The 17,753-nt window shown below is 65.7% G+C and carries 18 protein-coding genes; 15 read left to right on the top strand and 3 right to left on the bottom strand.

Annotation, left to right across the window (positions count from 1 at the left end; all coding sequences use genetic code 11):
- Positions 1-30 precede the first annotated feature (30 nt).
- The 15 genes from BT183_RS03770 to BT183_RS03705 all read left to right on the top strand — a co-directional run bounded on the left by BT183_RS03770 (position 31) and on the right by BT183_RS03705 (position 13,708).
- A complete protein-coding gene (locus BT183_RS03770) occupies positions 31-1,641 on the top strand; it encodes an ABC transporter substrate-binding protein (RefSeq protein WP_072339149.1) in 1,611 nt (536 codons plus the stop codon).
- Between the two features lie 33 nt (positions 1,642-1,674).
- Positions 1,675-2,664, top strand: coding sequence for an ABC transporter permease (locus BT183_RS03765; protein ID WP_072339147.1), 990 nt, complete (start codon positions 1,675-1,677; stop codon positions 2,662-2,664).
- Positions 2,661-3,488 (top strand): ABC transporter permease, encoded by an 828-nt coding sequence (locus tag BT183_RS03760; protein ID WP_072339146.1) that lies wholly within the window; start codon positions 2,661-2,663, stop codon positions 3,486-3,488. The genes BT183_RS03765 and BT183_RS03760 overlap by 4 nt, the downstream gene beginning before the upstream one ends.
- Positions 3,485-4,270 carry an ATP-binding cassette domain-containing protein gene (locus BT183_RS03755; RefSeq protein ID WP_072339144.1) on the top strand — a complete coding sequence of 262 codons (786 nt, stop codon included), beginning with the start codon at positions 3,485-3,487 and terminating at the stop codon, positions 4,268-4,270. The genes BT183_RS03760 and BT183_RS03755 overlap by 4 nt, the downstream gene beginning before the upstream one ends.
- Positions 4,267-5,076 carry an ABC transporter ATP-binding protein gene (locus BT183_RS03750; RefSeq protein ID WP_072339142.1) on the top strand — a complete coding sequence of 270 codons (810 nt, stop codon included), beginning with the start codon at positions 4,267-4,269 and terminating at the stop codon, positions 5,074-5,076. Before BT183_RS03755 ends, BT183_RS03750 begins: the two co-directional genes overlap by 4 nt.
- Positions 5,076-6,179, top strand: a complete 1,104-nt coding sequence (locus BT183_RS03745; protein ID WP_072341477.1) for a pyridoxal-phosphate-dependent aminotransferase family protein — start codon at positions 5,076-5,078, stop codon at positions 6,177-6,179. The genes BT183_RS03750 and BT183_RS03745 overlap by 1 nt, the downstream gene beginning before the upstream one ends.
- Positions 6,176-6,886: an HAD family hydrolase gene (locus BT183_RS03740; protein ID WP_072339140.1), complete on the top strand. Its 711-nt coding sequence runs from the start codon at positions 6,176-6,178 to the stop codon at positions 6,884-6,886. Before BT183_RS03745 ends, BT183_RS03740 begins: the two co-directional genes overlap by 4 nt.
- Positions 6,887-6,920: 34 nt before the next feature.
- Positions 6,921-7,067: a hypothetical protein gene (locus BT183_RS20680; protein ID WP_177282383.1), complete on the top strand. Its 147-nt coding sequence runs from the start codon at positions 6,921-6,923 to the stop codon at positions 7,065-7,067.
- Positions 7,064-8,551, top strand: coding sequence for an ABC transporter substrate-binding protein (locus BT183_RS03735; RefSeq protein WP_084603224.1), 1,488 nt, complete (start codon positions 7,064-7,066; stop codon positions 8,549-8,551). Before BT183_RS20680 ends, BT183_RS03735 begins: the two co-directional genes overlap by 4 nt.
- Positions 8,552-8,775: 224 nt before the next feature.
- The gene (locus tag BT183_RS03730; RefSeq protein ID WP_244545279.1) at positions 8,776-9,678 is read left to right on the top strand and encodes an ABC transporter permease; all 903 of its coding nucleotides are present in this window, start codon (positions 8,776-8,778) and stop codon (positions 9,676-9,678) included.
- Entirely contained in the window at positions 9,675-10,523 is an 849-nt protein-coding gene (locus tag BT183_RS03725) for an ABC transporter permease (protein WP_072339138.1), read from the top strand. The genes BT183_RS03730 and BT183_RS03725 overlap by 4 nt, the downstream gene beginning before the upstream one ends.
- Positions 10,520-11,329 (top strand): ATP-binding cassette domain-containing protein, encoded by an 810-nt coding sequence (locus BT183_RS03720; protein ID WP_072339136.1) that lies wholly within the window; start codon positions 10,520-10,522, stop codon positions 11,327-11,329. Before BT183_RS03725 ends, BT183_RS03720 begins: the two co-directional genes overlap by 4 nt.
- The gene (locus tag BT183_RS03715) at positions 11,326-12,087 is read left to right on the top strand and encodes an ABC transporter ATP-binding protein (RefSeq protein WP_072339134.1); all 762 of its coding nucleotides are present in this window, start codon (positions 11,326-11,328) and stop codon (positions 12,085-12,087) included. Before BT183_RS03720 ends, BT183_RS03715 begins: the two co-directional genes overlap by 4 nt.
- Positions 12,084-12,875 (top strand): DUF1684 domain-containing protein, encoded by a 792-nt coding sequence (locus BT183_RS03710; protein WP_072339132.1) that lies wholly within the window; start codon positions 12,084-12,086, stop codon positions 12,873-12,875. The genes BT183_RS03715 and BT183_RS03710 overlap by 4 nt, the downstream gene beginning before the upstream one ends.
- Positions 12,876-12,901: 26 nt before the next feature.
- Positions 12,902-13,708 (top strand): enoyl-CoA hydratase/isomerase family protein, encoded by an 807-nt coding sequence (locus BT183_RS03705; RefSeq protein ID WP_072339130.1) that lies wholly within the window; start codon positions 12,902-12,904, stop codon positions 13,706-13,708.
- Positions 13,709-13,767: 59 nt separating this feature from the next.
- Here BT183_RS03705 and BT183_RS03700 read toward each other — a convergent pair whose 3' ends face one another.
- From BT183_RS03700 to BT183_RS03690, 3 genes are read right to left on the bottom strand one after another with little or no spacing between them, the layout of a single operon-like run.
- Positions 13,768-14,787, bottom strand: a complete 1,020-nt coding sequence (locus BT183_RS03700) for an ABC transporter substrate-binding protein (protein ID WP_072339128.1) — start codon at positions 14,785-14,787, stop codon at positions 13,768-13,770.
- A 57-nt stretch (positions 14,788-14,844) separates the two neighbouring features.
- The gene (locus BT183_RS03695) at positions 14,845-16,584 is read right to left on the bottom strand and encodes an ABC transporter permease (protein WP_084603223.1); all 1,740 of its coding nucleotides are present in this window, start codon (positions 16,582-16,584) and stop codon (positions 14,845-14,847) included.
- A gap of 10 nt (positions 16,585-16,594) precedes the next feature.
- Complete coding sequence (locus tag BT183_RS03690) at positions 16,595-17,740, bottom strand: ABC transporter ATP-binding protein (RefSeq protein ID WP_072339126.1); 1,146 nt, start codon at positions 17,738-17,740, stop codon at positions 16,595-16,597.
- Between the last annotated feature and the right edge of the window lie 13 nt (positions 17,741-17,753).

Here is a 17,753-nt window from a genome sequence, read left to right as displayed (position 1 = left end):
GCCGAGGCGGGACGCCCGGCTTCGAAGGAGATGATGATGGCCCTCTATTCGCGCAGACGAGTTCTTCAGGGAGCCGGGCTTTTGCTGGCCTCGACTGCCCTGCCCTCGTGGTCCTTTGCCCAGGATACGCCGAGCGGCGGGCGGCTGATCGTGGCTGCGGATTCCGAGCCGCGCAACCTCAACCCTGCGATCGTCGCGTCCAACGGCGTGTTCTTCATTTCCAGCAAAGTGATCGAGGCGCTTGCGGAAGCCGATTTCGAGGCTGAGGGAGGGGTCGTACCGCGGCTTGCGGTGTCGTGGGAAGGGTCTGAGGATGGCCTCAGCGCGACGTTCAAGCTGCGCGAGGGCGTAGTCTGGCATGACGGGCAGCCCTTTACGTCGGCCGACGTCGCCTTCTCGGCCATCGAGGTCTGGAAGCCGCTGCAGAACCTCGGGCGCATCGTCTTCGCCAATCTCGAAAGCGTCGACACGCCTGACGACCTGACGGCAGTGTTCAACTTCTCCAAGCCCACCCCCTTCCAGTTGCTGCGCAACGCGCTGCCGGTGGTGACGAGCGTACTGCCCCGTCATCTCTATGAAGGCACGGACATCGCGGCCAACCCGGCCAATGCCGCACTCGTGGGCACCGGACCGTTCAAGTTCGCCGAATATCGTCCTGGTGAGTATTACCGGCTCGAGCGCAACGCCGAGTATTGGGGCGAAGGCCAGCCGAGGCTCGACGAGATCATCTACCGCGTCCTGCCCGATCGTGCCGCCGCGGCCGGCGCGCTAGAAGCCGAGGAAATTCACCTCGCGGCGTTCTCCGCTGTCCCGCTCGCCGACCTTGCACGCATCTCGCAGGTGCCGGGTATCGAGGTCGTCTCCAAGGGTTATGAGGGCCTGACCTATCAGCTGGTGGTGGAGATCAATCACCGCCGCGCCGAGCTGGCCAATGTCGAGGTGCGCCGGGCGATCGCCCATGCCATCGACAAGCAGTTCGTCATCGACACAATCTTCCTCGGCTATGCCAAGCCGGCCACCGGCCTCGTGCCGCAGAACGCGCCGGAATTCTACAATCCGGATGTGCCGCAATACGACTTCGATGTCGCCAAGGCCAACGAATTGCTCGATGCGGCAGGCTATCCGCGCGGCGCCAATGGCGTGCGGTTCTCGCTCAAGCTGCTGCCGGCTCCCTATTTCAACGAGACCCGTCAGTTCGGCGATTATCTGCGGCAGGCGCTTGCCGAAATCGGCATCGATGCGCAATTGGTCAACAACGACTCCGCCGCCCACCAGAAGGCAGTCTATACGGACCATGATTTCGATCTTGCCGTTGCGCCGCCGGTCTTCCGCGGCGATCCGGCGATTTCAACCACCATCCTGCTGCGCTCGGGCACGCCGGCCGGGGTCAGCTTCTCCAACCAGGGCGGCTACGCCAATGCCGAGATCGACGCCCTGATCGACCAGGCGGCCGAAACGGTGGATACCGAGGCCCGCACCGCACTCTACAACACGCTTCAGGAGAAGGTGGCAGAGGACCTGCCGCTGATCAACGTCGCCGAATGGGGCTTCATCACGGTGGCCCGCACATCCGTGCTCAATGTCGGCAACAATCCGCGCTGGGCCGTGTCAAACTGGGCGGATGTGGCCCTGGAGCAGTGATAGGCTGATCCCGGAACCGGAGTCGGCGCCATCTTGAACCGTGCCCTGCGCCTCGTGGGACGTCGCGCGATCAGCAGCATTCCTGTGCTGCTGATCGTGGTCGTCGGCACGTTCTTTCTGCTGGAATCGGCATCTGGCGATGCGGTCGATGCCTATCTGGTGTCCATCGGAGGCGGTGATGCCGCGCTGGTTGCGCAGTTGCGGCAGAGTTACGGGCTGGATCAGTCGGCGCTGAGCCGGCTCTGGCTTTATCTCGGTTCGCTCCTGCGCTTCGATCTCGGCTGGTCGGTGGGGTTCAACCGGCCGATCGCCGGGCTCATCCTCGAGCGGCTGCCCAACACGCTTTACCTCATGGGCAGCGCCACCGCGCTCTCGTTCGTATTCGGCACCCTGCTCGGCATCGTAGCCGGCGCAAAGCCGGGCAGCCTTCGCGATCGCGTGCTGTCGATCGGCTCGCTGGCCCTTTACGCCGTGCCGAGCTTCTGGCTGGGGCTGGTCCTGTCTATCACCTTTGCGGTGCAGTTGCGCTGGTTTCCGACCTCCGGCATCGAGACGATCGCCTCGGGCAAGGAGGGCCTCGACCGTGCGCTCGACATCGCCCGCCATCTGGTGCTGCCCGTCTCGGCGCTCGCGCTGATCTATCTGGCGCTCTTCCTGCGGCTGATGCGCGCCGGAATGGCCGAGATCTGGCGGCTCGATTTCGTCCGCGCCGCCCGCGCCAAGGGTCTTGCGCCGTCTCGGATCGTGCTGCGCCATGTTGCGCGCAACGCGTTGCTGCCGGTAGTGACCATGCTGGGGCTCCAGGCCGCATCGATGCTGGGCGGCAGCGTCGTCATCGAAAGCGTCTTTGCCATTCCCGGCTTCGGCCGGCTGGCGCAGGAGGCAGTTGGCCTGCGCGACGCGCCCCTGCTGATGGGCATCATCGTGGTCAGCGCGCTGCTGGTGATCTGCGTCAACATCGTCATCGACCTCATCTATGTGCTCCTCGATCCGCGCGTGGGTGCCTCAGAGGTGTCCTCGTGAGTGCGGTTCGACGGTTCATCGGCTCGCCGGAAGGCGTGATCGGCGCGCTGCTTTTGCTCGTGCTTGCCGCCATCGCGCTCCTGGCGCCGCTATTGTTTCCGGGCGATCCGCTTCGCATCGCCGGCCGACCGCTGCTGGTGCCGTTTGCCGATCCCGCGTTCCCGCTCGGCACCGATCGGTTGGGCCGGAATGTGCTTGCCGGGCTCGTGCATGGCGCGCGGGCGTCGCTGCTGGTGGGCATCGCTGCGGCGCTGGTCGCTGTGGCCATCGGCGCGATCATCGGTACGCTGGCGGGCTTTGCCGGCGGCCTCGTCGACGAAGCGCTGATGCGGGTGGTCGACGCGTTCCAGATCGTGCCCGGCTTCCTGCTGGCGCTTGCCTTTGTCAGCGTGGCGCAGCCGACCTTGCCGGTGGTAATTTTTGCCATTGCGCTCGGGGCCTGGACCGGACCGGCAAGATTGGCGCGCGCCGAAGTGCTGTCGATCCGCGAGCGCGATTATGTCGCTTCGGCTCGCATCATCGGCATGCATCCGCTCGAGATCGCGCTGCGCGAAGTGCTGCCCAACGCCATCCCTCCGGTCCTAGCCCTGAGCGCGGTCATCGTCGCCGGCGCGGTGCTGACCGAAGCGGCGCTGTCCTTCCTCGGGCTGGGCGATCCCAACATCGTAACCTGGGGCTCGATGATCGCCGAAGGCCGTAGCGTCCTGCGCTCGGCGCCCTACCTCTCCATCGTGCCGGGCCTCGCTCTGGTGGCAACCGTCATCGGCGTGTACCTCTTCGGTGAGGGTCTCGCCACCATGCTCGCCCGGAGGGATCGGGCGTGACGGCACTGCTGCACCTGACGGAATTGTCCGTAACTTACCCCCGTCAGGCAGAGCCTGCGCTCGACGCTGTCTCCCTCGACATCGCGCCCGGCGAAAAGCTCGCGATCATCGGAGAGAGCGGGTCGGGCAAGAGCACGCTTGCGCTCGCTCTGGCAGGCCTCCTGCCACGCGGTGCGAGGCTTTCGGGCAACATCACCTGGCCCTCGCTCGGCCGCAGCGCCAGGGCTGGAGCCGATTTCGGCATGGTGTTCCAGGATCCGGGCGCAAGTCTAAATCCGGTGCTGCGCATCGGCGAGCAGGTGGCCGAGGCCGCGCAGCGCCATCTCGGGCTGGATTGGGAAAAGGCCGGCATCCTTGCGCTCGAACTTCTGGGCCGCGTCCGCATTCCGGATCCGGAACTGGCGATGCGGGCCTATCCACACCAGTTTTCGGGCGGGCAACGCCAGCGGATCGCGATCGCGGCAGCCATCGCCGCCCGGCCCCGCCTGCTCATCGCCGACGAGGCAACCAGTGCGCTCGACGTGCTCGTGCAGGCCGAAATCGTGGCGCTCTTCCGCGACCTCTGCGCCGCCGATGGCATGGCGCTGATCCTCATCACCCATGACATCGCGCTGGCGGCGAGCCTTGCCGACCGCATCGCGGTGATGCATCAGGCTCGGCTCGTCGAACTGGCCCCGGCGCTGCAATTGGTGGAGACGCCGCAGGCCGATTATACCCGCCATCTTCTCGGCACGCATATCGACCTTACCGATACCCCGCGCATCGGACGGACGGTGCCATGAAGGAAGGCCTCGCGACGGACGGTGCAGAGCCCCTGCTCGTTGCCAATTCCATCAGCCGGCGCTTCATCAGCGGCGGCCGACGGGTCACCGCGCTTGATGACGTGTCGATCACCCTGTCGGCCGGCGAGACGCTGGGACTTCTGGGGCCCTCGGGCAGCGGCAAATCCACCCTTGCCCGCGTCATCACGCGTCTCATCGAACCCGATGCCGGCGAGGTCAGCTTTGCCGGGCAGGACTGGCTGGGGCTCAAGGGCAGCGCCCTGCGCCGCCAGCGCCGGCTGATGCAGATGGTGTTCCAGGATCCGCTCGGCGCCTTCAACCCGCGCGCCAGCGTCCTTTCCGCGATCACCGATCCTCTGCGCATCCACAGGCTCGCGCCGCGCGGCCAGTGGCGCATGAGGGCCAACGCCCTGCTCGACCGCGTTCAGCTGCCTGCCAGCCTTCTTGATCGCGGGATCGGGGAGATTTCGGGCGGCCAGCGACAGCGTGTCGCCCTCGCGCGGGCCTTGGCCTGCGAGCCCCGGCTCATTGTGCTCGATGAAGCGGTATCGGCGCTCGATGTGTCGATCAGGGGCCAGATCCTCGACCTGCTCGTCGAGCTGCAACGCCAGGATGGGTTGGCCTATCTCTTCGTCTCCCATGATCTCGCAGTCGTCAAAGCGGTGGCCCACAGGGTCGCGATCATGGACGCGGGTAGGATCGTGGAAACCGGTCCCACCGGCCGAGTCATCGCCCAGCCCTCGTCCCCCATGGCGCGCGCGCTGATCGCCGCCGTGCCCCGTCTTCATCAAGAGAGGCCTAGATGATCCCTGCCCTCGCCGCCGCCGCCCTTCTCGATATTCCACCGTTTCCGCCCAGCCGGATGGCCGAACTTGCGGACCGGCTGGCTGCGATCCTCAACACGAAAAACGATGTGCTGATCGTCCAGGGCGAGGCAATCCTTGCGCTCGAAGCCGTGGCGACCAGTCTCCCCCGCCGGGGCATGCGCGCCCTCAATATCGTGACAAGCCCCTATGGCGACTGGTTCGGCCGCTGGCTGTGCCGGGCCGGTGCGGAGGTGACCGATCTGCGCGCCTCGGGCGGGCAACCGATCGAGGCTCCAGCCGTCGAGGCCGAACTGGCCAAAGGCGGTTACGACCTCGTAGCGCTCGTCCACGCAGAATCCTCGAGCGGCATTCTCAATCCGCTCGAGCCCATCGCGCGTGCAGCCGGGGCCGCTGGTGCGCTGGTCATCGTCGATGCCGTGGCCTCGGTGGGTGGCCACGAGCTCGATGTCGATGCATTGGGCATCGACATCGCCGTCATCGGCGCGCAGAAATCGCTTGGCGGATCGGCCGGCCTCTCGGCGCTGTCGGTGAGCCCGGCTGCGTGGGAGCGGCTTCTCGCGCCCGGCGCGCCGGAACTCTCCTCTCTCTCGCTGCTCGATCTCAAGCACAACTGGCTCGACAAGGGGCGCGGCGCCTTGCCCGGCATGCCCTCGGCGCTCGAGCTTCATGCCCTCGATGCCGCCCTCGACCGGGTCGAGCGCGAAGGGCTTGCCGCAGTCATCGCCCGCCACGCCCGCGCCGCGGAGGCCACCCGGGCAGGGCTCGTCGCCCTCGGACTGACAGCGTTCGTGTCGCCGGATCGCGCATCCAACCTCACCACGGCGGCCGTACCGCCACCGGGCATCGGGATCGGCAACCTGCTCTCCGCCCTTGCGCCCTTCGATACCGGCATAGGTCCCGGTATCGGGGAAGCTGCCGAAAGGCTTGTCCGGCTCAACCACACAAGTCCGCGCGCAGCACTCCAGCCGGTGCTGACCGGCGTCCTGGCGGTCGGGCAGGCTCTCGCAAGCTTGGGATGCAGCGTCGATCTCGGGGCCGCCGCTGCCGTCATTCTTAGCCATTACGACGGGCGTGCGCGATGAAACGGGCGGTTCTCTTTGATCTCGATGATACGCTGATCTTCGCCTACGCCAATCCGGCCCCGGCGTGGCATGCGGTAGTGCGCGAGTTTGCGGAGGGGCTTGCCGGCCATGATCCGGGCGCTGTCGCGACGGTGATTGCCGACAGCACCGCGAGTTTCCTCAGCGATGACGACAATCGTCGTCGCTGGCGGCTCCAGGCCGTCGCGACAAGGCGATCGGTCGTGCGCAACGCCGTCCTTTCGGCCGGGTTCACGGGGCTCGATACTGTCGCCGACGCCATCGCCGATCGCTACGCCGCCTATCGCGAAGAGAACATGTACCTCTATCCCGACGCCTTGGCCGTCATCGACACCTTCCGTGCGCGTGGGCTCAAGCTCGGGCTCGTGACCAACGGCGCGACCGAGGTGCAGAATGCCAAGATCGACCGCTTCGGTCTGCGCCATCGCTTCGATCACATCCAGGTCGAGGAGGAGGCCGGTTTCGGCAAGCCCGACGGCCGGGCCTATGTGCATACTCTTGCGGCACTCGCGGTCGACCCTCAGGACGCAGGGATGATCGGGGATGATCTCGTCTGGGACGTTCTGGCGCCGCAGCGGCTGGGCATGACGGGCATCTGGTACGACCCCTTCGGCATCGGGCTTTCTGCCGATGCGCCGGTGGTGCCTGATCGCCGGATCCTGCGGCTGACCGAAGTGCTCGACGCCTGACCATCAGCGCATGAGCGTTCCGAGGCGCTCGGAGATGTATCGTTTCTCCGCCCGTACGCCGGTGGAAAATTCATTCGCCGTGACGCTCTGCACGCGCAAGCCCATGATTGCGGCGGCGATGGAGACGCGGCAGGTCATGGGCTATATTGGCTCAACGCTTTCAACCGAGATACTACCATGACCTCCAGGCCCCTGCTTTTCGTCGCCGCCCTTCTTGCCGGCGCAAGCTTTTCGGCAATCGCGCTCGGGCAGGGCTTCAACCCTGACGCCAGCATCCGCATCGGATCGCTCTACGAGCCGCAGAACCTCGACAACACCGCCGGCGCCGGCCAGGGCATCAACGAGGCCTTCAACGGCAATGTCTATGAGGCGCTGTTTCAACTGACCGATGCCGGCACCGTCGAGCCGCGCCTCGTCGAGAGCTACGAGGCGAGCGAGGATGGCCTCACCTATACCTTCAAGCTCAAGGAAGGCGTGACCTTCCACTCCGGCGATCCCCTGACCGCCGCCGACGTCAAATACTCCATCGAGCGCGTCACTGCCGAAGCCTCCAAAAGCTCGCGCAAGCGCAGCCTCTCCACCATTGCCGGCATCGAGACACCTGATGACCAGACGGTCGTGATCACGCTGTCCGCGCGGTCGATTTCCCTGCCCTACAACCTCTCCTATGTCTGGATCGTCAACGACGCGGCGGGCGACATCACCTCGGCCGAGGACGGTACCGGCCCATACACCCTTGCCGAATGGCGTCGGGGCTCGGCCCTCGCGCTCTCGCGCTTTGATGGCTATTGGGGCGAGGCCCCCAGCAATGGCGAGGTGATCTACACCTATTTCACCGATGCCACGGCGCTGAATAACGCCCTGCTGACCAACGCCATTGACATCATCACCTCGGTGCAGAGCCCGGATTCGCTGGCCCAGTTCAGCGGCAATCCGAGCTACACGGTCACTGAGGGCGCCTCGACCACCAAGGAACTGCTCGCCTATAACGACCGGGTGGCCCCCTTCGACAACGTCAAGGTACGCAAGGCCCTCGCCCGAGCCACCGACAAGGCGCGGCTGCTCAATTCGATCTGGGGCGATTACGGCACGCTGATCGGCTCGTTCGTGCCCCCTACCGATCCGTGGTATGTCGATCTCACGGGCGTCGATGCCTATGACGTCGAGAGCGCCAAGGCCCTGCTCGCCGAAGCCGGCTATCCCGATGGCTTCACCTTCACCCTGGATACGCCGGACTATGATCCGCACCCGATCGTCGCGCAGTTCCTGCAGACCGAATATGCCAAGATCGGCGTCACGGTGAACATCAACATCATCACCGCCAATGAATGGTATACCAAGATCTACCAGGAGCGGAATTTCGAGGCGACGCTGCAAGAGCACGTCAACCACCGCGACATCGTTTTCTACGGCAATCCCGACTTCTACTGGGGTTACAACAATCCCGACGTGGTCAAGCTTATCGCCGACGCCGAGGCCGCCGGCTCGGAAGCCGAGCAGTTCGAGAAACTCACCGAGGCCAACAAGATCATCGCCGAGGATGCGGCCAGCAACTGGCTCTATCTCTATCCGCAGATCGTGGTGTCGGCGGCCAATGTCACCGGCTATCCGGTCAACGGGCTGAACTCGCAGTTCTTCGCCTATGACATCGAGAAAGCTCAATAGGCTTCGAGCCTTGAAGCGCTTGCGCTGAAGCGCTCACCGCAGGCCAGTCCAGCATCTCGCCGGACTGGCTCTGCCCGCAAAAACCGCCACCGGCCGACCAGCCGGTGGCTTTGCCTTTTAAGCCCCGCTATTGTTGCGACACCCCTCGCGCAAGGACGTCCGCCATTCTCGCCTACACCCTCCGCCGCACGCTGATTCTCATCGTCTCGCTCTTCGTTGCGGCGGTGGTGCTGTTCGTGCTCCTGCGCCTTCTGCCCGGCGATCCGGCCAACGCGCTGCTCGGCGTCGGCGCGACGCCGCAGCAGATCGAAGCGGCGCGGGCGCAGGTGGGGTCGGACCAGCCGCTGCATGTGCAGTTCGGCACGTTCATCGGAAATCTCGCGCGGCTCGATCTCGGCACATCCTTTGTCAGCCGCGCTTCGGTGCTCGAAGAGATCGGCAACCGCATGTCGGTGACCCTGCCGCTGACCGCGCTGGGCTTTCTGATCGCCATCACCCTCGCCGTGCCGCTCGGCATGCTGTCGGCCATTCGCGCCGATCGCTGGTATGGCGCGGCGATCTCCGTCATCTCCCAGCTCGGCATCGCTATCCCGGTTTTCTGGGTGGGCATCCTCTTGGTGACGCTCTTTGCGATAAACCTCCGCTGGCTGCCATCGGGTGGCTTCCCCCTGCGCGGCTGGAGCAATTTTGGTGAAGCGGCCATCGGCATGGTGCTGCCCGCGCTCACCATCGGGCTCGTGATGGGCGCGTCGCTTTTGCGCTATGTCCGCGCCGCAACGCTCGATGTGCTGGGCAGCGACTATCTGCGGACGGCACGCGCGCTCGGCGCGGGTTTCACCGAGGCGCTCGTCAGGCACGGGCTGCGCAATGGCGCGGTTCCGGTGATCTCGATCCTCGGCATCGAGCTGGCGACGACCTTTCTCGGCGCCGTCGTCATCGAGCGCGTCTTCAGCCTGCCCGGCCTCGGATCTATGCTTCTGCTCGCGATTCAGCAGCGCGACTACCCAAATGTGCAGGGCGTGCTGTTCGTCTCGACGCTGCTGGTGCTCATCATCGGCTTTGCCGCAGATCTTGCGCAGCGCCTCATCGACCCGCGCCTGCGCGGGCGGACGCGGGTGGAGGCATGAGTGACGTTGCTGCATCGCCGAACCGCCGGAGGGGTATCGTCTCGCTCACCCTCATGGCAGGTATAATGCTGGTCGGCCTGCACATCGCCATCGGCCTACTGACCCTCGTCTGGCTGCCCTATGAGCCCAACGCCTTCACCGGTGGCCGGCTCGAAGGAGCGAGCCTTGCCCATTGGGTGGGCACGGACCGGCTGGGGCGAGACCTCTTTACCCAGTTGATGATCGGCAGCCGCATCGCCCTGACCGTGGGCCTTGGCGCCGTGGCGATCGGGGCCACCATCGGGGTCAGCATCGGCATCCTGGCGGCCTTTGCCAGCCGCTGGCTCGATGATGCGCTGGCCGCCACCCTCGATATCCTCATCGCCTTCCCGACCCTGCTCATCGCCATGTTGGTGGTGGCAGCCAGCGATACGGCGAGCCTCGGCTCTGCCATCGTCGCGCTTGGCATCGCGCTTTCAGCCATCGTCGCACGCCTCACGCGCATTCTCGCCAAGCGCGTGCTGGTTATGGATTACATCACCGCCGCGCGAACCTCCGGCTCGAGCTGGCCCAAGATCGTCGCGATCCATGTGCTGCCCAATATCTGGCCGACGCTCTCGGTGAATTTCGCCCTCCAGTTCGGGCTGGCCGTGATCGCGGAAGCTTCGCTTTCTTACCTGGGGCTCGGCGCGCCACCGCCCAATGCTTCGTGGGGCCGGATGCTGCAGGAGGCGCAGGGCACGGTCTACACCGCTCCCTTGGGCGCCATCGCACCCGGTATTGCACTCGTTTCCCTCGCGATCGGCGTCAACCTGCTGGCCGATGGGCTGCGGGCGCGGATCGATGCCGCGAGGACGTTGTCATGAGCCCGCTGCTCGAGATCACCGGGTTGAGCGTTCGTTCGGCAACCAAGGTCCTCGTCGATACTCTGTCGCTGACCCTGCAACGCGGCGAGCGGCTCGGGCTGATCGGGGAATCGGGCTCCGGCAAATCACTCACCGCGCTAGCTGCGACTGGCCTGCTTGCGCCGGGGCTGCGCGCCAGCGGATCGGTGAAGCTGGCCGGTCGCGAGGTCGTCGGCGCCGCGGACCGCGACCTCGATCAGTTGCGGGGGAAGGCTGTCGCCATCGTCTTCCAAGAGCCCCTGACCGCGCTCGATCCACTGATGCGGGTGGGTCGGCAGATCCGCGAGCCGTTGCGGCGGCGGGCGCGCCGCGATGGCCGGCCGCTTTCGGGCCAGGCGCTCGATGCGGCTGTGCTCGCCATCATGGTCGATGTCGCCCTGCCCGATCCGGTGCGCATCGCGCGGGCCTATCCGCATGAGCTATCCGGCGGGCAGAGGCAGCGCGTTGCGATTGCGATGGCAATTGCCTGCGAGCCGGACCTGCTGATCGCCGACGAGCCGACCACCGCCCTCGATGTCACCACACAGGCCGAGATCATGGCGCTGCTCGACCGGCTGGTCCGCGACCGCAATATGGCGCTGCTGTTCATCAGCCACGACCTGCCGCTGGTCGCAAGCGCTGTGGAGCAGGTCATCGTGCTGCGCCAGGGCGTTGCCGTTGAATCGGGGCCGGTTGCGCGGGTCTTTTCCGAGCCGGCTCACGATTACACACGCAGCCTGCTGTCGGCGGCGCGGCGCTTCGATGCGGCGCTGGAGGGGCGGCAATGACCCTCATCAGCGTCGACCGGGTCAGCTTCGGCTATACCGCCGAGCGCCGCATTCTCGATGATGTCTCGTTCGCGATGGAGAGCGGCGACACGGTCGGCCTCGTAGGCGAATCCGGCTCTGGCAAGACCACCCTGCTCCGTCTGCTGCTGGGACTGGCCCGGCCCGATAGCGGAACCATCACCTTCGATGGTGCGTCGCTTGATCCGCGCAACGCCGCCTTCATGCGGCAGTTTCGTCGGCAGGCGCAGATCGTCTTCCAGGACCCCTATTCGTCGCTCGATCCGCGCCAGAAGATATCGTCCATCATCGCAGAACCCCTGCGATCGCTGCGCATTCCCGGCGACCACCGGCAGATGGTGGCCGATGCCCTGTCGTCGGTGGGGCTCGATGCCGATGCCGCCGGGCGCTATCCGCACCAGTTCTCCGGGGGCCAGCGCCAGCGCATCGCCATCGCCCGAGCCATCGTGGCGGGTCCTCGCCTGTTGCTGGCCGACGAGGCCGTGAGCGCGCTCGATCTCACGACCAAGATCCGCATTGTCGAACTGCTGGCCAGCCTCGGCACCAGGATGAGCCTGCTGTTCGTTTCCCACGATATCGGCGTGGTGGCCGCGCTCTGCCGCCGCATCGTCATCCTCGAACGCAGCCGCATCGTCGAAAGCGGCGACACAGCCGAAGTTCTGGCCCGACCCCAGCACCCCTATACGCAGCGGTTGCTTGCCAGCGTACCGCGCCTATCCCTCAAGGACACACGATCATGACCGACCAGCACAAAGCCTATCTCCAGTGGCAGGCCCGCCGCCTCGAGGCGCTGAAGGCGCCCGATGGCTGGCTCAACATCATAGCGCGCGAGTGGCTGTCGGAAGGTACGGTGCGTATGGGCAGCGCCTCGGACAACGACATCGTGCTTCCGGCCGGGCCCGCCCATGTCGGCACACTCACCCAGGACCACGAAGGTGGCGTTACCTACACGCCCGCCGATGGCGGCGCACCCATCACGCTCGCCCTCTCCAAGGCGCACCCGCCGCGCTTCACCTCTGGCACGCTGCTGCTCGAGGTCACAACGCTCAACGGCGAAAATGCCTTGCGCGTGCGCGATACCGCATCGAAGGCGGGCGACGCCCTGCCGCCCATCGCGTATTTCCCCTACGATCCGAGCTGGCGACTGACGGCCGAGTGGGTGAAGCTCGACGCGCCGATGGGGCTCACCATCACCACGTCCAAGGCCATCACCACCGAGGTCGAGGCCAGTCACAAGGCGGTCTTCAGCAAGGATGGCGTGGCCTATGAACTCCTCGCCACCCACGGTACGCCGCAAAGCCCGCAATTCGTCATCCGCGACCTGACATCGCGCGACAGCACCTATGCCGCCTGCCGTTTCGTCTATGGCGAGGAGGTGACGGACAAGACAATCGTGCTCGATTTCAACAAGGCCATCAACCCGCCCTGCGCCTTCACCGAATTCGCCGTCTGCCCCCTGCCGCCGGCCCAAAACGTGCTGCCGATCCGGATCGAGGCGGGAGAAAAGCGCCTGGCCGGCGGGCACTGAGATCGGGCAGATACGGGGACCGAGCCATGACCGATGCCGCCGAGAACTCCGCTGCCATCATCGAGAGGCGCGAGGGTGCCGTTGCCATCCTCACCCTGTCGCGCCCCGAGGCGCGCAATGCCTTCGATGATCCAACCCGCCGCGCCATGATCGCAGCCTGCGAGCGACTGGCGGCTGCCCCTTCGGTGAAGGCAGTAGTGTTGACGGGCGCCGGCCCCGCCTTCTGCGCCGGCGGCGACATCAAGGCCATGGGCGCGCGGCTGGAGGCGGGTTCGGGAGAGATCGCCGCCGCCGGCTGGCAGAGCCAGGCGCTGACCCAGCAGCTCATCGCCACGCTCACCCGCCTGCCCAAGCCGACCATCGCCGCCGTCAACGGGGCGGCGGCCGGGCTCGGCTGCGATCTCGCTCTGGCCTGCGACCTCATCATCGCAGCCCCTAAGGCGAGCTTTGCCATGAGCTATATCCGCATGGGCCTCGTGCCCGATGGCGGCGGGCTCTATCTGCTGCCGCGTCGCATCGGCCTTCCACGTGCCAAGGAACTGATCTTTTCGGGCCGCACGGTGCGTCAGGACGAGGCGCTTGCCATCGGACTAGCCGATCGCGGCGGCGGCGAAGAGACGCTGGTGGAGGAGGCCGTCGCCTGGGCCACCGAGCTTTCGAGCGGATCGCCCCTCGCCCTTGCACTGGGCAAGACCATTCTCAACGGCTCACTCGAAGCTTCGCTCGACAATGTCTTCGAGCGCGGCCGGACTGCGCAGGCGATGTGCTATACGAGCAACGCCCATCGCGAAGCGGTTACGGCATTCCTCTCTGGCGTGCGCCCACCCCGCTGAACGAAACCGCCGCCCGGACGGATGTCCGGACGGCGGGCATTTGCCTCTGATCGATCGGCTTACTGCTGCAGGCCGAGCAGTTGCAGGAGCTCCGGCACCTCGGCCGCGGTTTCCTCGGGGTCGATATCCACGGTCTGCGGCATCTCGCGCGTTCCCTCGATGCCTTCGATCGGCGACCAGCCATCCTGGTTGTTGATGGCCTGCGCCTCGGGCGTCATCAGGAAGCTGACGAAAAGCTTGGCGACATTGGGATGGGGCGCCGTGGCTACGAGGCTCGCGATATTGTTGGACGAAATCGTCGGCTCGGGGAACGCTTCCCCCAGCGGAGCGCCCTTGTCGAGCAGGCCGACGGCAACCTGGTGGATGCCGGGCGCATAGATCGCCTGGGCGCCGGCGGCAACCTGCTGGATGCCGGGCACGGCGCTGGGCGAATAGGTGGCGTTCTCGCCCAGCTTGCGCAGGAAATCGTCGCCATAAATTTCGCGGAACATCTTGTAGAACTGGTTCGACGTCACCCCGATCCGCGGATCGGTCAGCATGACCTTGCCCTTCCACTTGGGATCGATCAGGTCTTCCCAGCTGGTCAGCCCCTCGGGTACCAGTTGCGTGTTCCAGATCAGCGAATAGGGATTGTAGCCGATGACGATGGAGGTCTCGTCCTTGGCCTCTGCGGGCCATTCGGCATAACCCGCCAGTTCCGTCACCGGCAGGAAGCGACCATTGCCGCCCGACTCGTCGTGGAAGGCACGGTCGGTGCTGTAATAGACGTCAGCGATGAAATTGTTGGATTCCGTCTCAGCGTTGAAGCGCTGCGCGAGCGCGGACGAGCTCGCACGCTGGATATCGACCGGGATGCCATAGGCCTTCTGGAAGGCCCGGGCGACATTGGCCATGATGGTGGGGTCGATGCTGGTATAGATCGTGCCGCTACCTTCGGCCTTGGCTGCCGCGATCAGCTCTTCGCTGATCTGCGCCATGGCGCCGGTGATGCTCGTCGAGAGCAGCAGCGGGGCAGCCACTAATAGTCCGATGGCCTTGAGCAGCCCCCGGCGATGCAGTGCGGTCTTTGCGATGGTCATATGGTCCTCCTTGGCTGGCGCCCGTTTTCGGGTCGCCGGTAAGTCTGTCTTTTCGCGTCAGCTCACGGTTACCGCATGCCGACGCCGCGTCACGAGCAACATCAGCCCCACGAAGGTCGAGCTGATCACCGTGATGATCAGCGCCAGCGACGCCACCTGCGGGAAATTGCCGAATGTCCAGAAATCGAGCAGCACGCGTCCGATGACCGGGTTGTTGGTGCCCGAAAGAAAGGCCGAGGCGGTGATCTCGCCCACTGTGTGCACGAACACCATGATCCAGCCGGCCACGAGTCCCGGCAGGGCGAGCGGCAGCATGATGCGCCAGAGGGTCACGAGATCGCTGGCCTTGTTGATGCGCGATGCCTCGCCCAGCTCGATGCCGATGGTGTCGGCGGCGGCGCTGGCGGCGCGGGCGGCATAGGGCAGCGTCATCACCACATAGGCCAGCAGCAGGATCGCGGTCGTGCCATAGATGCGTAGCGGCGGCTGGCTGAACGCCAGGATGAAGGCGACGCCGATGACGGTATGGGGAATGGTCGCCGGCATGCCGGTGAGCGAGTCCGCAAGCCGGCGCGCGGCTGGATTGCGCACAAAGTGCAGCGTGGTCGCGCCGGTCAGCAGCATGTTGAAGCTTGCGACGACGAAGCCCAGCCACATGCTGTTGATGAGCGCGCTGACCGTCGTCTTGTTCTCGAGCAACACGAATTTGAAATTGTCGAGCGTCAGCGTCGCCCAGTTGATGGAAGGCGTCCAGAACGGCTGCAATGACACAAGCAGCAGCCCCAGCAGCGGCAGCACCGCCGTCGCGAGCAGATAGAGCGCCGCCATGGCTAGCACGAGATAGCGGAACGGCCCGAGCTTGACCCGCGTGCCCCGGAAGCCGCGCCCGCCGATCGCGGCGCTCTGCCCGCGCCTGATCAACAGATGCTGTGCCACAAGAAGCACTTGCACCAGCACGAGCATGCCCATCGCCAGAACCAGCGCCGGTCCGATGCGCGTGGGATAGACGCTCAGCAGCCGGTAGATGAACACCGAGAGCACGTCGATGCGGGCGCCGCCGCCCAAAATCGCGGGAACGGAGAACAGGCTCACCCCGGAGATCACGCCAAGCAGCGCGGAGGCCACCAGCGACGGCCGAACCGCGGGAAGCGTTACGCGGTAGAGCGTCTTGAACGGGTTGGCGCCAGAGACACGGGACGCCTCCTCCACGGCCGGGTCGAGCCGCTGCAGGGCCGCAGACACCACCAGATACACATAGGGCACGATGTAAAGCCCCGTGATGATCACGAGGCCGGCCATTGTGTAGATATTGAACGGGCCGGTATCGAAGCTGATGCCCAAGGGCGCCAGCATGTTGCGGATGAAGTGGTTCATCAGCCCGGCGCGCGGATCGAGCAGCACTGCCCAGCCGATGACGCCGGCAATGGGCGGAACGATCAGCGCGGCCAGCGGCAGGAGCTGACCGATCCACCCCAGGCTGGCATCGCTGCGTTCATTGGCCCAGGCCAGCGCCGACCCGATGACGAGCGCAATGACTGTTCCACCCACCACGACAACGAAGGTGTTCCACAACACTGTAGGCACCGAGGCGGCGAGATCGCCCTGCCCCAACTCGCCCAATCCGATCACCACCTGATCGAATTCATGGATGAGCGCGGTCAGCAGCGGATAGACTACGAGAAGGCCGACGATGGCCATCAGCGCCCACAAAACGGCGCTGAACCACGTCATGTTGCGAATGGCCCCGGCGAGGGCGCTGGCCTTGCGCGTCGGGGCGGCGCGGGTGGTGGCGTCCATCGCGTCGCTCCTAAGCTGCAAAAATCCGGGTCCGGTCCGCTGCAAAACCGATGGCGACCCGCGAGCCGGGCTGCAGTCCTTCGCCACCGGAGACGCTGACGGTCAACTGCTGCTCGCCCACCATGATGAAATGCTGCACAACGGGCCCGAGATAGAGCGAGCGCTCCACAACGCCCTCGACCTGGTTGCCCGACGCTGCCGATCCCGGCGAAGCCAGAATGCAGTGCTCGGGCCGCACCATGGCGATCGCCTTGGCGCCCTCGGCCAGCCGGTCGCTCCCGGCAACGCCGCTGAGACGGCCCATCGGCGTCTCGATAGCGACGCCCTCGGACGAACTGACGATCCGCCCGGCAATCTCGTTGGCGGACCCCACGAAGTCGGCCACGTAGCGCGATGTCGGCCGATCATAGATATCGCGGGCCGAACCGATCTGGGCGATCCGCCCCACATCCATCACCGCGACGCGATCAGCCAGCGCAAGGGCTTCCATCTGGTCATGGGTGACATAGACGGCCGAAAAGCCGATGCGGCTTTGCAGGTTCAGCAGTTCCACCCGCAGACGGTCGCGCACCTTGGCGTCGAGATTGGACAGCGGCTCGTCAAACAGCACCAGCCCGTCATTGGAAACGATCGAGCGCGCGAGCGCCACGCGCTGCTGCTGCCCTCCGCTCAACTGGCCGGGATAGGCTGCCGTGAAGGCGCCAAGTCCCACAAGTTCAAGTGTTTCGGCGGCCCTGGCGCGTGCCTCGCTCGTCGATGCACGGGCGTTGCGCAGCGGATAGGCGACATTGTCGACCACCGACATATGCGGCCAGAGCGCATAGGACTGGAAGACCATGTTGAGCGCCCGCCCCTCGGGCGGCACGGAGATGCCGGCCGACGACGAATAGACCAGCTTGCCGTTGATGTGGATTTCACCGCCATCGGGCTCTTCGAGCCCGGCAATGCAGCGCAGCAGCGTGGTTTTTCCGCACCCGCTCGGCCCCAGAAGGACGACGAACTCGCCGGCGCCAATATCGATCGAGACATTGTCGAGTGCGACGTGCTCGCCCCGTCGGGTGCGATAGATCTTGCTGAGGTTGCGCACCTGCACCCGGGGCGCCGTCTGTGCCCCCGCCTCACCGGATATGATGGAGCGCGTCGTAGCGACCGTCATCTGCCCTCCCCCT

Source organism: Devosia enhydra (genome assembly GCF_900119845.1).
In the GTDB taxonomy this organism is placed as follows: domain Bacteria; phylum Pseudomonadota; class Alphaproteobacteria; order Rhizobiales; family Devosiaceae; genus FPKU01.
The sequence above is the reverse complement of the archived record's forward strand: the minus strand, read 5'-3'. Positions and strand labels throughout refer to the sequence as shown.

Bases quoted from the DNA above. Each gene is read 5' to 3' on its own strand.
- BT183_RS03770 (WP_072339149.1), top strand. From the start codon at position 31: ATGATGATGGCCCTCTATTCGCGCAGACGAGTTCTTCAGGGAGCCGGG.
- BT183_RS03750 (WP_072339142.1), top strand. From the start codon at position 4,267: ATGAAGGAAGGCCTCGCGACGGACGGTGCAGAGCCCCTGCTCGTTGCC.
- BT183_RS03740 (WP_072339140.1), top strand. From the start codon at position 6,176: ATGAAACGGGCGGTTCTCTTTGATCTCGATGATACGCTGATCTTCGCC.
- BT183_RS20680 (WP_177282383.1), top strand. From the start codon at position 6,921: ATGTATCGTTTCTCCGCCCGTACGCCGGTGGAAAATTCATTCGCCGTG.
- BT183_RS03735 (WP_084603224.1), top strand. From the start codon at position 7,064: ATGACCTCCAGGCCCCTGCTTTTCGTCGCCGCCCTTCTTGCCGGCGCA.
- BT183_RS03725 (WP_072339138.1), top strand. From the start codon at position 9,675: ATGAGTGACGTTGCTGCATCGCCGAACCGCCGGAGGGGTATCGTCTCG.
- BT183_RS03720 (WP_072339136.1), top strand. From the start codon at position 10,520: ATGAGCCCGCTGCTCGAGATCACCGGGTTGAGCGTTCGTTCGGCAACC.
- BT183_RS03715 (WP_072339134.1), top strand. From the start codon at position 11,326: ATGACCCTCATCAGCGTCGACCGGGTCAGCTTCGGCTATACCGCCGAG.
- BT183_RS03710 (WP_072339132.1), top strand. From the start codon at position 12,084: ATGACCGACCAGCACAAAGCCTATCTCCAGTGGCAGGCCCGCCGCCTC.
- BT183_RS03705 (WP_072339130.1), top strand. From the start codon at position 12,902: ATGACCGATGCCGCCGAGAACTCCGCTGCCATCATCGAGAGGCGCGAG.
- BT183_RS03700 (WP_072339128.1), bottom strand. From the start codon at position 14,787: ATGACCATCGCAAAGACCGCACTGCATCGCCGGGGGCTGCTCAAGGCC.
- BT183_RS03695 (WP_084603223.1), bottom strand. From the start codon at position 16,584: ATGGACGCCACCACCCGCGCCGCCCCGACGCGCAAGGCCAGCGCCCTC.
- BT183_RS03690 (WP_072339126.1), bottom strand. From the start codon at position 17,740: ATGACGGTCGCTACGACGCGCTCCATCATATCCGGTGAGGCGGGGGCA.